General features: G+C 69.7%; 8 protein-coding genes. 2 read left to right on the plus strand and 6 right to left on the minus strand.

What is annotated here, in order from left to right; all coding sequences use genetic code 11:
* The first annotated feature begins 30 nt into the window (after positions 1-30).
* The gene (locus ABZ803_RS26670) at positions 31-1,005 is read left to right on the plus strand and encodes an NADP-dependent oxidoreductase (RefSeq protein ID WP_357043316.1); all 975 of its coding nucleotides are present in this window, start codon (positions 31-33) and stop codon (positions 1,003-1,005) included.
* Positions 1,006-1,022: 17 nt separating this feature from the next.
* On the opposite strand, the gene ABZ803_RS26675 is transcribed toward ABZ803_RS26670, so the two are convergent.
* The 5 genes from ABZ803_RS26675 to ABZ803_RS26695 all read right to left on the minus strand — a co-directional run bounded on the left by ABZ803_RS26675 (position 1,023) and on the right by ABZ803_RS26695 (position 10,791).
* Entirely contained in the window at positions 1,023-4,370 is a 3,348-nt protein-coding gene (locus ABZ803_RS26675) for an arabinosyltransferase domain-containing protein (protein WP_357043318.1), read from the minus strand.
* Between the two features lie 11 nt (positions 4,371-4,381).
* Entirely contained in the window at positions 4,382-6,265 is a 1,884-nt protein-coding gene (locus ABZ803_RS26680; protein ID WP_357043319.1) for a DUF6541 family protein, read from the minus strand.
* Between the two features lie 114 nt (positions 6,266-6,379).
* Complete coding sequence (locus tag ABZ803_RS26685) at positions 6,380-8,335, minus strand: galactan 5-O-arabinofuranosyltransferase (RefSeq protein WP_357043458.1); 1,956 nt, start codon at positions 8,333-8,335, stop codon at positions 6,380-6,382.
* 210 nt (positions 8,336-8,545) lie between these two features.
* Complete coding sequence (locus tag ABZ803_RS26690) at positions 8,546-9,307, minus strand: decaprenylphospho-beta-D-erythro-pentofuranosid-2-ulose 2-reductase (protein WP_040864261.1); 762 nt, start codon at positions 9,305-9,307, stop codon at positions 8,546-8,548.
* Positions 9,304-10,791 (minus strand): FAD-binding oxidoreductase, encoded by a 1,488-nt coding sequence (locus ABZ803_RS26695; RefSeq protein WP_357043322.1) that lies wholly within the window; start codon positions 10,789-10,791, stop codon positions 9,304-9,306. Before ABZ803_RS26695 ends, ABZ803_RS26690 begins: the two co-directional genes overlap by 4 nt.
* Positions 10,792-10,909: 118 nt before the next feature.
* Between ABZ803_RS26695 and ABZ803_RS26700 the strand changes: the two genes are divergently transcribed.
* Complete coding sequence (locus ABZ803_RS26700) at positions 10,910-11,365, plus strand: GtrA family protein (RefSeq protein WP_245548774.1); 456 nt, start codon at positions 10,910-10,912, stop codon at positions 11,363-11,365.
* Here the strand turns inward: ABZ803_RS26700 and ABZ803_RS26705 are convergent, their stop codons facing one another.
* Complete coding sequence (locus ABZ803_RS26705) at positions 11,366-12,205, minus strand: alpha/beta fold hydrolase (RefSeq protein ID WP_357043324.1); 840 nt, start codon at positions 12,203-12,205, stop codon at positions 11,366-11,368.
* Positions 12,206-12,242: the final 37 nt, after the last annotated feature.

Genomic DNA, 12,242 nt, shown 5'->3' on the forward strand with positions numbered 1-12,242 from the left:
GTTGGTCGACAGCCGAGAGGAAGGAACGTCATGCGCGCAGTAGTGGTTCACCGGCCGGGACCGGAAGCCGAGGTGGAGATCGTGGAAGTGCCGACGCCGCAACCGGGGCCGGGCGCGATCAGGATCGCGGTCGCGGCGGCGACGGTGAATCCGGTCGACCTGATGGTGCGTGCGGGCGTGGGCGGCACGCCGTTCGCCGCGCCGCGCGACCGATGGGGCGTCGGCTGGGACGTCGCGGGCACGGTGGACGCGCTCGGCGCGGGCGTCACGGGGTTCACGGTGGGGCAGGCGGTGATCGGCATCAGCGACCGGCTCGACGTCTCGCTCGGCGCGCAGGCCGACTACGTGGTGCTCGAGGCCGGAAACGTCGCGCCCGCTCCGGTTTCCGTGCCTCCGGTGCAAGCGGCCACCATCCCGCTCAACGGCCTCACCGCGATCCAGGCACTCGACGCGCTGGATCTCACCTCCACCGACACGCTGCTGGTGACCGGCGCGGCGGGGGCGGTCGGCGGCTTCGCCGTCGAACTCGCCGCCGCGCGAGGCGTGCGGGTGATCGCGTCGGCCTCGCCCGCCGACGAGCACACGGTCCGCGCGTTGGGCGCCACCGATTTCGTGCCGCGCCAGGCCTACCTGCCGGATGCCGTCCGCGCCCTCGTCCCCGGCGGAGTGGACGCCGCCCTCGACGCGGCCGCACTCGGCCCCACGACGCTCGCGGCGGTGCGCGGCGGCGGACGGTTCGTGTCCATCAGCGTCCCGAACACCCCGATCCCGTTGCGCGCGACCGTGGTCCGCACGGTGCTGGTCCGCGCCGATCGCGCACAACTCGACCAACTGGTCGCCCACGTCGACGCGGGCGAACTCACGCTCCGCGTAGCCGAAACCCTTCCACTCGCCTCCGTCGAAGCCGCCCAGAAGCGCCTCGCGGCAGGCGGCCTACGCGGTCGCCTCGTCCTCTATCCCGTGACGGACCACGGGTGGCACGTGTCCCGTGCCACCCGTGGATAGCGGAGTCCGGATGCCGGTCAGCGGATGCGGATGGGGTCGTCGGTGTCGAGGCCGGTGCGGGTCTGGGGAGAGATGTGGATGGTGGCGGGGGTGGCGTCGGGGGCGTAGAGGGTGAATTTCTCGAGGGAGCCCCAGTCGCGGGCCCAGTCGTGGTCGAGGTAGGCGGGGACGGTTTGGGACTTCAGCAGCAGGCCGGTCCAGCCGAGGGGGCCGCCGCCGATGTCGTCCTGCCAGGCGTTGGAGGCGTCGGAGCCGACCCGGTCGGGCAGGATGCGCCACCGCGGGATCTCGCCGACGCCGTCCTTGTGGTCGAACGGCCGCTGGCACGGGAAGGCCAGGCCGACGTGCCAGTCGAGCAGCACCGGATCCTGCGAGCCGACCACGGAATTCAGCGTGGCCAGCTTGGGCAGCCGGGGCGGGGTGACGGCCAGCCACTGCTTGGGCGTGATGTCGTTGTCGACCGCGACCAGCCGCACCGCGTTCACTTCCCCCGGCAGTCGATCCAGCGGCACCCGCAGGTTGCGCCAGGACGGCGCGGGGCCGATGTCCAGCGGATCGATCGAGCCGAGCGTGCGCACCTCGCCGTCCGCGCCGCGGACGCCGTACTCCAGGTGCAGCTCCTGTCCGTAGGTGAGCACGCCGTCGGCGTCCACCGACCGGATCCGGCCCGCCGCGGTGATCGCGAGCACCTGGTAGGCCGGGTCGTGGCGCATGCTGTCGGTCAGATCGAGCCGGTACCACTGGGTGGTCAGCTTCGCCTGCTGCTGCTCGCCGTCCTGGTAGCTGCCCAGCACCGGGGTCTTCGCCGCGTCCAAGCCGAACGGTAGCGCGACGGTACTGCCGTTGATGCCCGCCTGCGCGGTGGTGCCGCCTCCGGTGCCCGCGCCGGTGGTCTTGCTGGTCTTGTTCTCGGAATCCTTATCCACCGAGTTCGCACCACCGGAGACGGTCTCCTCGGCGTCGGCGGTGAGGTCGCTGGCCACCCCGTTCGGAGTGAAACCCTTGTTCTGCGCGGCCAATGAGTCCGCGGGCGATCCGGTGAAGGGTTGCAGCAGCGAATCGGCGGTGTCGGTCTCCACCAGCACCTCGTTGGCCAGCGCGCACGAATCCCCGCCTACCGACTCCACGTTCGACTTGGTGATCGAGTACGCGGGGTACTGCGTGGCCGCGGCCTTGGCGAGCGAGGCGACCTCGAACACCACCAGCAGCGCGGCGGCGACGGTCAGCGGAGCCGAGGCCCACCGGTCGAAACGCCGTGGCGCCATCGCCCGCTCGCGCCGATACGGTTCCCGGTAGTGCAGCCAGATGGCGATCAGCAACGCGACGCCGCTGAGTCCGAGGAACAACGTGGACAATCCCTTGCCCGCGATCAGCGGCGCCTTGTCCCACCACGGGACACCGTAGCTGGACACATACCACCACCCGTTGGAGCCGGTGAAGGTCACGGCGAGCAGGAACAGCACGGCGGCGGCGAACAGCGCGCGGTTGCGCGGCGAGCGAATGCCGCTGGTGCCCACCGCGACCGCCGCGAGCGCGGCCAGCGATCCGGCCAGTCCGGCGTACACGCCGAAGTGGTGCGTCCACTTGGTGGGGGTGAACATCATCAAGAACAGCGACGCGAACACGATGCCGAGAATGCGCACCGAAGGACCGCGCGATGTGCCCGGAATCCGGCCCTTGCGCAGCACTTGCAGCACACACACCAGCAGGCACAGCAGCATCACCAGCACGCCGAACCGCCGCGCGAGTGAACCGTCCGGCGAGAGCATGAGCAGCGAATCCCAGCGGGTGCGCTCGTCGAACCACGCGACGTTCGGGCCGACGATCGTGCGGACCCGAGTGGCTTCCAGCACCGTCGACAGCGTCTGGTCGGCGAAGATCACCACCAGCACCAGCGTGCCCGCGGCCAGGCCGGGGGCCAGCAGCGCGGCGAACCGGAAGACCGTCGCCGCCCGGGAGGTCTTGCGCACGTTCCCGGGCGCGTTCACCGCTGCCACGGCCTCGGCGGACCCCGCGGCGGCCGCGTCCGCGTCGGGTCCGGTGCGGGCCGGGATCACACCGCGCGCACGCTTGATGATGATCAGCAGCACCGGTCGTGACCCGGCGATCAGCGCCGCGATGCAGATCAGACCGGTCGGGCCCGCAGCAAGGGAGAACGCGGCGATCAGCACGGCCACCGCCGCGGGCAGCAACCGGCCGGTCGCGATGGCGCGTTCGATCGAGCACCAGGTGAGCAGCGCCCCCGCCGCGATCAGCGGTTCGGGGCGCAGTCCGTTGTCGTAGGGCAGCCAGAACGCGAGGAACACCAACCCGGCCGTCCACAGCGCCACCTTGTTGCGGCGCGCCCGGGCGCCGAGGCGGGGCAGCACCTCACGGCTGATCACCAGCCAGCAGACGACCCCCGCGAGCAAGGTGGGCAGCCGCATCCACAGGCTCGCGTCGGAGATCCGGGCCATCCAGGCCAGCACCTCGTAGGACCAGCCGAACGGAGCCTCGGGGACCGCGAACCAGCGGTAGTAGTTCGCCATGTAGCCCGCGTGCTCGGAGGCTCGCGCCATGTTCAGGATGTAGCCGTCGTCGGAGGTGTTCGCCCCGATGACGTGCCACAGCGCCAGGATGCCCAGCACGACGCCGTCCGCCGGGGTGACGCGCCACCAGTGCGCGGGCAGGAACCGCCGCGCTTTGCGCCCGTCGGTGGTGTCCAGCAGATGCAGTGCGACGAGTGCGATCAGCGTGAACACAGCGGCGGCGAGCATGGCGGCCAGCTTCAGCGGCGTCGGTGTCGAGGAGAAACGCGAGTCGATGTCCGCGTGCACCTGCGCTCCGGCGAGCCGCCCGGCATCCAGGTCGGTGAACATGCCGACCAGCTGCGGCCGCACGTCCCGGCCGATCGTGGTCCGGAACGGCGTGCCGTCCTGGCGGGTGACGCCGGTGAGTTCGAGGGTCGTCGCGGTGGCGTTCGACTCGATGCCGATCGTCGCGCAGGACCCGACCTCCGCCAGCGGCGCGGACAGCAGCGGGATGTCCCGGAGCACGGCCGAGAGGACGCCGTCGGCGACCGAGACCACCAGACCTTTGGTCGCCGCCTGGCCGGAGGCCACCGGGACGGTGGACAGCACGGTGCCGCCCGCGCCGAGCTCGCTCACCAGCGAGCAGGGCAGCGTCGCGCGCAATCGCAGCGGTTCGTAGGACACCAGCGGCGCTGCCACGCTCGCGGCACCCGGCTCGGGCCAGTCCAGGCTCGCCCGATCCTGCCGCACCGGCAGGATCGGGGTCAGCAACGCCAGCAGGAATCCGAGAAGCCCGGAGAGGAGGGCGATCAAGCGGATACGGGTGAACGCTCGAGAAGATCGGTCCGGTCGCACGGTGGTTGATGCTAGCTACCGGCCGGTGTGATTCCGACTGCCCCCGACGCACGCAGCGTATGAACGTCCCACAGCCAGACGTCCTCGACGCGCGTCGGCGTGAATCCGAGCAGCTGCGTGACCGTCTCGCGCAGTACCTCGCCGTTCCTCGTCGCGGGCAGCACGAGGACGTCGGCGCGCCAGAACCGCAGATCATCCAGCGCGCGGGCGCGCACGTCGGCGTCGATCCGTGGCACCACCCCGGTGTCCTGCGCCTGCACCAGCAGGGCGGTGGTCGGACGGGCCTCGGGGCCGTAGATCCCTTTCTTGGTCGTACCGGTCGGGCCGACGAAGTAACCTCCCGCGAGGGGGAAGCTGAACTCGGCGTCGGCCTGCCAGCGCAGCGCTCGCGCGTCGGGCGGCCGGGGCGGGGGTACCAGAACCACCGATCCGTCGCCGACGTAGCGGCGTACGGTGCCGTCGGCGAAGAAATCCGGCGTCGGCGTCCGTTCGACCACCGGCAGGATCGTCGGGATCAACGGCAGCAACGCGCAGGCGAGAGCGCCGAACCACGCGAGCGGCTTCCAGTCCACCGCCGATAGCGTCCAGGTCCGCACCGCCCGATCGCTGGCCAGCGCGAGCACGACCGCGATGGCCGGGATCGCGGCCATGCTGAGCCTGCTCTCCAGCACCGTGTTCAGCAGCGGGACCTGTTCGGCCCAGCGCCACGGCAGCGCGATGCCGGTCGGCCGCTTGCCGATCGTGGCGACCGCGCCCAGCGACAGCACTCCGAAGACCGCGATCACCACGGCCGCGGCCCGCACCACCCGGTCGCGCCACAGCAGCCCCACGGTGAACACCACGAGCAGCAGCAGCGGCCAGCCGAAGTACGCGTTCTGCTCGGTCGGGTTGATCGCCACGTTCTGACCGGGAGCGAACACGCCACCCAGCGACTCGGATGGGAACTGCACCAGCGCTTCGAGGTCGTTGCCCATCGGGCCGTGGTCGATCGAGCGATAGCTCTGCGGGCCGAAGAACTGCCACCACAGCGGGATCTCGGCGAGCGCCAGGGTGATCACCGCGCCCAGCACGAGGGTGGGGGCGATCGTCCGCGCCACGCGCAGCCCGGCGCGTGGCGCAGGCAGGTAGTAGACGAGCGCGAACAGGCCGAACGCGAGTGCGAAGATCAGCAGCGGTTCCTCGCCGAGCGCGATCTGCATGGCGACCAGAAGGCCGAGGATGACGGCATCGCGCGCCCGCCGGCGCGGCTGCGCTGCTCGCCGCGTCATCCGGATCAGCAGGCCCGCGATGATCGGAAGCAGCGGCAGCACGACGAAATTCGGGTGTGCGTTGGCGTGCGAGATCATCCCGGGCGCGAAACCACAGAACAGGCCGCCGATCACCGCGGCGACCCGGGTTCGGACGAGTTCGCGGGAGAACAGGTGATACCAGGCGAACGCCGTACCGGCCAGGCCGATGGTGAGCACGAGCACGAACGTGACGGTGGGTCCGAAGAGCAAGGTGACGGGCGTCAGCGGCACGCCGACGCCGAACATGGCCGTATTGGCCATCATGTTCACCCCGGCCGGAAAGTTCTGCAGGTCGGTGCCGAGCGGGTTCTGCGAGTTGGCGACCGAGTGCGCGGTGACGGCGAAGAACCACTCCCACATCGTCTGGTCCTGACCGCTCTTGATCAGATACCCGCTGCCGGTGTCGCGCCACTGACCCGACAGCACCGCCGCGGCCAGTGCCAGGTAGCCGAGACCGACGAGCAGATCGGCGCCACCGGCCCGGAGGCGGGGAAGCCGGATTCGCGCGGGACTGGTGAGCACTCCGGCCGCTGTCGCTTCCGTCGCGACCGCGACCTCCGCCGATTCCGTCTCTGCGCCGGTTTCGACGTCCTGTGCACGTGTCACCTGCGCATCACTCCTCGACAGCGCCCTCCATACCAACCACGCTGTGCGTGGACCGACAAACGGAAGGGGTATCCACTTTGCGCGAGTTCAACCGTGGCGAATTCGCCGCATCGGTCAGCGGCGGACGGTGACCAGCGTGAACGGCCCGATATCCGTGCTGGTGAAACGCGAGTCGGCGAACAGTTCCTTGGGGAAGCTCACCGAGTAGCGCGCCACGTTCGGGTCGTTCGGGTAGACGTCCTCGGCCAGCCGCAAGGTGTAGCTGTCACCGCTGCGCCGGAACAGGAACGCGTCCGGCGCACGCCACGGGCTCGCCGCCATCGCGTCGAGCAACTCCCGCGACGTCTTCAGTTCGCTCCAGCGCTTGATGGTGGCCCCGCGCTCTGCGAAATCGGCGAGCGGATTGGCGTAGTGCGAGGTGAGCGCCTGGAAGCCGAAGTAGGGGTAGAAGGAAAGGAAGCTGGTGTCGGCGGTGAGCACCACCGTCTCCGATCGGGGTCGCCCGGTCTGCGCGGTGAGTGCCCGATCCACCTCGCGGTAGTGCGTAACCGCTGAGGCGGCTCGCTGGTCGGCCCGGTTTCCGTCACCGTCGGTGTCGGTGTAGGCGGTGGTGATCTCGGCGGTCAGCACATGCGGGATGTCCTGAGCGAAAGCCAGCGCGCCGATCGTCGCGACGACGATCGCCACCAGCCGGAACCGGGCGGGCTCGTTCAACGCCTGGTAGATCGCCCGCGCGCCCTCCACGAACCCGAACGCGCCCGCGACCGACAGCAGCACCAGCAGCACCGGCTCCAGCCGGAACGACAGCAGCGTGGTGCCCGCGGCGGTCGCCACCATGGACAGCAGCGTCCACAGGTAGATCGCCGCCACCCCGATACCCAGCGCCTGCGCCCTGCGCGACGACGCCCCGCGCAGCACCAGCCAGATGGTGCCGATCAGGCACAGCGCTCCGAGCAGCGAGAACTGGAACATCGGCAGGGGCAGCTCGGCTCCCGCCTCCGGCAGGTAGTGCAGGGCGGTTCCGGAGCTCGCGGTGGTCCCGCGCAGCGCCTTCGCCAGGTACGGGGCCCACACGACGAGCGCGATCAGTCCGGCGATCGCCGCGATCACCACCAGCCGCGTCAGCGGCGGCACCGCCGCGCGCCAAGGGCGGCGCGCCGAGGCCGTCGCCACGCGAGCGCGACGCGGCTGGTCGGCGGCGCGCCGCGCGCGCACCGCCAGGAAGGCCGCCAGCAGCCCCATCAGAGCGACCGCGAAGGCGGCCACGAGGAAGTAGAGGGTGTAGAACGTGGCCGCCCAGCCCAGGAACAATCCGGTACCGACGACCGCGCCCCACCCACCGGCGGTGCGATGCTCGGTGTCGTCCGCCTTCACGTCCTCCAGGGGTCGATACAGCGCCCCCCAGGCGAGCACCAGGGCGGGCGGAAGCAGCAGCACGATGACAGCGCTGTACGCCTCGGGCGCGGCGTAGGCCAGGGTGACCGCCGTGCTCGCCGCGGCGACGCCCACCGCCCAATCCGCGCGGATCAGCTTCGACCACAGCACCAGCGCGACGACGGCGGCCACCGCGAGGAAGCCGATCGCGTACGGCTTGAACACCTCCCAGCCGTCCATCCCGAGCAGATTCGCGACCCGCCCGCCGATCCAGAACCAGCCCGCGGGGTAGAAGGACGGCAGATCCGCGTACGTCATATCGCGCAGCGCGGCGGAATCGGTGAGCCGCGTGAGGAACTCGGTGCGGAACTCCTGATCCACCGAGACGCCGAACAGATACAGCTTCGTCGCCGCCAGCGGCATGCCGAGCGTGAACGTGACGAAAGTCGAAAGACCGATCCAGGACAGCGGTTTCGCTACCCAGGGCCACTTGCGCAGCCGCAGCAGCGCGATCGCGACCGCGAGCATGACCGCGGCGGCGACCTGCCCGACCGTGGTCAGCGCCCGCGTCACGTTCGATGCGTTGAAGGCGGGCCACTGCACCAGCGAGAACGCGACGAGCCCGACGGCGGCCACCACCGCGGCGACGATCGCCGCGAGCGCGGCCTCACCGACGCCGGAGGCGATCTGCCGCATCGCGAGCGACCTCCGTCCCGGCGCCGGGGCCGGATCGGCGGGCCGCGGCGGCGCTTCGTCCGTGGCGGTCACCGTGCTCAACGGACCGCTCCGCGCTCGTCGCACTGGATTACTCGCATGGCGCCTCCGGGTTCACAGGGTCCACTCCGTCAGACGATAGGTGCCCGCGCGATCACCGATCACGCGGGCACCGAGTTCGTTCGCCGAGGGTCAGATCGGCAGTCTGCGGAAGATCGCGCGCGGGACGTGCCGCAGCACCATCATCACGTAGCGGAAGCCGCCCGGCGCCCAGACCAGTTCCTTCCCCCGCTGCGAGGCCGCGACCGCCAGCGCCGCGACATCTTCCTTGTCGACGGTGAGCGGAGCCTCTTTGACGTGCGCCGAGAACTTGGTGCGCACCATGCCGGGCCGGATCACCAGCACGCGCGGGCCGTGCGGCCGCAGCGCTTCGCCGAGCCCGAGGTAGAAGCCGTCCAGGCCGGCTTTGGTCGACCCGTAGACGAAGTTCGAGCGCCGCACCCGCTCACCGGCGACCGACGACATCGCGATGATCCGGCCGAAGCCCTGCGCCTTCATCTTCTCGCCCACCAGCACGCCGACGGAGACCGAGGCGGTGTAGTTGATCTGGGCGACCCGCACGGCCTTGCTCTGGTTCTGCCACAGCTCCTCGGGATCTCCGTCGAGGGCGAAGGCGACGATCGCGACGTCCACGTCACCCGCGTCCCACGCGGCGTCGATCACCTTGGGGTGGCTCTCGGTGTCGAGCGCGTCGAAGTCGATGACGTCGACCTGGCTCGCGCCCGCGGCCTTCATCTGGGCGACCGCGCCCTCCCGCAGCGGATCACCGGGCAGCGCCGCGAGGGTGATGCGCGCGGGCCCCTTCTTCAGGTACTCCGCGCAGATTGCCAAGCCGATCTCCGAGGTGCCACCCAGCAGCAGAATCGACTGCGGGTTGCCAACGGCATTGATCACTGCAGCTCCAGCCTTCTCGCCATATCGGACATGAACACGCCTGTGGGGTCGACGCTGCGGCGGACCTTGATCCACTCGTCGATCCGGGGATACATCTTGTGGAAGGTCTCGGCGGTGGTCCGCGAGTCCTTCGCGGTGTACAGCCGCCCGCCGAACTCGAGCACCCGCCGGTCCAGTTCGCCGACCAGCTCGTTGAGGCCCGGCTTGATCGGGAAGTCGACGCAGATGTTCCAGCCGGGCATCGGGAAGCTCAGCGGGGCCTGATTGCCCGGGCCGAACAGCTTGAACACGTTCAGCGCCGAGTAGTGCCCGGACGCCTGGATGTCCATGATGATCCGCTTGAACTCCTCGACCGCCTCGGTGGGCACCACGAACTGGTACTGGAGGAAGCCGTTGGAGCCGTAGCCGCGGTTCCACTCCGCGATCATGTCCAGCGGGTGATAGAACTGCGTCAGGTTCTGGACCTTGCCGGTGTAGTTGCCGCCCATCCGGTAGTACGCCTCGCCGATGGACATCAGCGTGACTTTGTTCATCGTCCAGTTCGGGAAGATGTCCGGGACGGTCATCAGCTGCGGCGCGTCGAACTTCAGCGGCTTGCTGCGCAGCCGCTTGGGCAGTTCGTCGAGCTTGGCCAGCCTGCCCCGGGTGATCGTGGCGCGGCCCAGCTTGGGCAGCGGGCTGATCACGTCGAACCAGGCGCTCGAGTAGGTGTAGTTCGCCTCGCTGCCGTCGCTGTGCGCGGCGATGGTCTCGTCGAGGGTCGTGGTCTTCACGCCGTCGTTGAGGAAGTAGGCGGTCTCCGTGGGCACCATCTCGATGGTCGCGCGCAGGATGATGCCGGTGAGCCCGTTGCCGCCGACGGTCGCCCAGAACAGCTTGGCGTTGCGCTTCGGCGTGATGTGCTGCACCTGCCCGTCGGCGGTGAGCAGATCGATCGAGCGCACGTGATTGCCGAAGCTGCCCTCGCTGTGGTGGTTCTTGCCGTGGATGTCGGAGGCGATCGCGCCCCCGATCGTCACCTGGCGGGTGCCGGGCAGCACCGGCACCCAGAGCCCGAACGGCAGCGCGGCCTTCATGAGCTGGTCCAGGCTGACGCCGCCGTCCACGTCCACGATGCGGGTGTCGCGGTCGATCCGATGGATGTTGTTCAGCGCGGTCATGTCGACGACCAGGCCGCCCGCGTTCTGCGCGTGGTCGCCGTAGGAGCGGCCGAGACCGCGGGCGATCACGCCGCGGCGCAGGTGGGCGGGCTTGCCGTCGTTGTCCTCGGCGACCATGGCGACTGCCTTGGCGATCAGTTCGGGATCGCTGGTCGAGAGCACTTCGGAAGAGGTGGGTGCGGTGCGACCCCACCCGGTCAACGTACGGGTGCGCGTCGGAAGGTCGAACGCGTTCCCCGCGGCCGGGCCGTCGTTCGTGACGCCGGCGCCCTTGTCGTTCCCGGTTGTCTTGGTGGCGGTCGGAGCTTTCGTGGACATCGGCATAGAGGCTACAGGTATGACGCCAGATGGGAACGGGGTCGCTCTACCGATGGGTAGTGGCGTACACGTCGGATCAACGCCGAATCCCGGTCATCGCCGGTTCGACGCTACGCTCGTCGGCGTGCAAGCCGAACCCCACCTGCCGCTTCCGGCGGAGTTGCCGCTGGTCGACGAGCCCGGCGGCAGCGATGTCGACCTCAAGACGCAGATCATCCGGTTCACCCTCACCGGCGGGTTCTCGGCCGTCGTCGACTACGGGCTCTACAGCCTGCTGCTCAACCTGGTGGGCCTGCCGGTCATCGTCGCCAAGTCGATCAGTTTCGTGGCGGGCACCACAACCGCCTACCTGATCAATCGCCGCTGGACCTTCCAGGCCCCGCCCAGCCGCGTCCGCTTCCTCGCGGTCGTCGCGCTGTACGCGGTGACCTTCGCGGTGCAGGTCGGCATCAACAACCTGTTCTACTTCACCCTCCCGGGCGAGTGGTGGCGCCAGCCGCTGGCCTTCGTCATCGCCCAGGGCACCGCGACCGTCATCAACTTCGTCGTCCAGCGCTTGGTGATCTTCAAGATCCGCTGACTATTCGCTCGTCGCGCCGCGCTGGGTCAGAAAGGTCTCGACCAATCGGTTGACTTCGTCGGGGATCTCCGCTGCCGCGAGGTGTGCGGCGCCGTCGACGACCACGAGTTCCGCGCCGGGGATGGAATTCGCCATGACCTCGAGTTCGGGCACGGGGAACGTGCGATCCTCGCGGCCTCCGACGATCAGTGTGGGGCAGGTGATCGAGGCGAAGCGGCCCCGTTGGTCCGGGCGGTCGATCACCACCGATCGCACGGCGTGAGCGACCGATGCCGGATCATTGCGACGCGCCACGTCGACGACCTTCCGGACCACCTGCGGGCGGGTGCGTTCGGTTGTCGGGCCGAGAAACGCGCGAACCACCGATCTGGTGAGCGGTGGGCGAATCCCGCCGAGAATCCGGATCACCATCAGCAGCGTCCGGTATTGCAGCCGCTGGCCGAGCGGTGCCGATGACGCCGTGCCGTTCATCAGAACGGCGGACTCGACGCGATCAGGGAATGCGGCGGCGAGGGTGCCGCCGATCATCGCGCCCCAGGAGTTCCCGATGAAATGCGTCCGAGGTAATCCGAGCTGATCGAGGATGTCGACCACACAGCCCGCGCACTCGTCGAAGGTGAAGGGCCGCTCGAGACGACTGGACCCGCCGTGGCCGGGCGGGTCCACGGCGATGGTCAGGAAATTTTGTGCGAAGTGCGCGACCTGGGCGTCCCAGAGGGCGGCGTCCATCAGGAGGCTCGGCCACATGACGATCGGATGGCCGCTGCCGGTCAGCACGACGCGCAGCAACCCGAGCCGAGTCTGTATGTGGATATGCCTGCGGTCCATGACAGTGCTCATTCCTCGCTGAGCGGCGGGCCGGTGCCCGGCCGGGTCG

The organism is Nocardia sp. NPDC047648, from assembly GCF_040642815.1.
GTDB lineage: Bacteria > Actinomycetota > Actinomycetes > Mycobacteriales > Mycobacteriaceae > Nocardia > Nocardia gamkensis.

What these genes read in the sequence shown, in the direction of transcription:
- ABZ803_RS26705 (WP_357043324.1), bottom strand. Translation starts at nt 12,205, where the DNA reads ATGAGCACTGTCATGGACCGCAGGCATATCCACATACAGACTCGGCTC.
- ABZ803_RS26670 (WP_357043316.1), top strand. Translation starts at nt 31, where the DNA reads ATGCGCGCAGTAGTGGTTCACCGGCCGGGACCGGAAGCCGAGGTGGAG.
- ABZ803_RS26685 (WP_357043458.1), bottom strand. Translation starts at nt 8,335, where the DNA reads ATGCGGCAGATCGCCTCCGGCGTCGGTGAGGCCGCGCTCGCGGCGATC.
- ABZ803_RS26695 (WP_357043322.1), bottom strand. Translation starts at nt 10,791, where the DNA reads ATGCCGATGTCCACGAAAGCTCCGACCGCCACCAAGACAACCGGGAAC.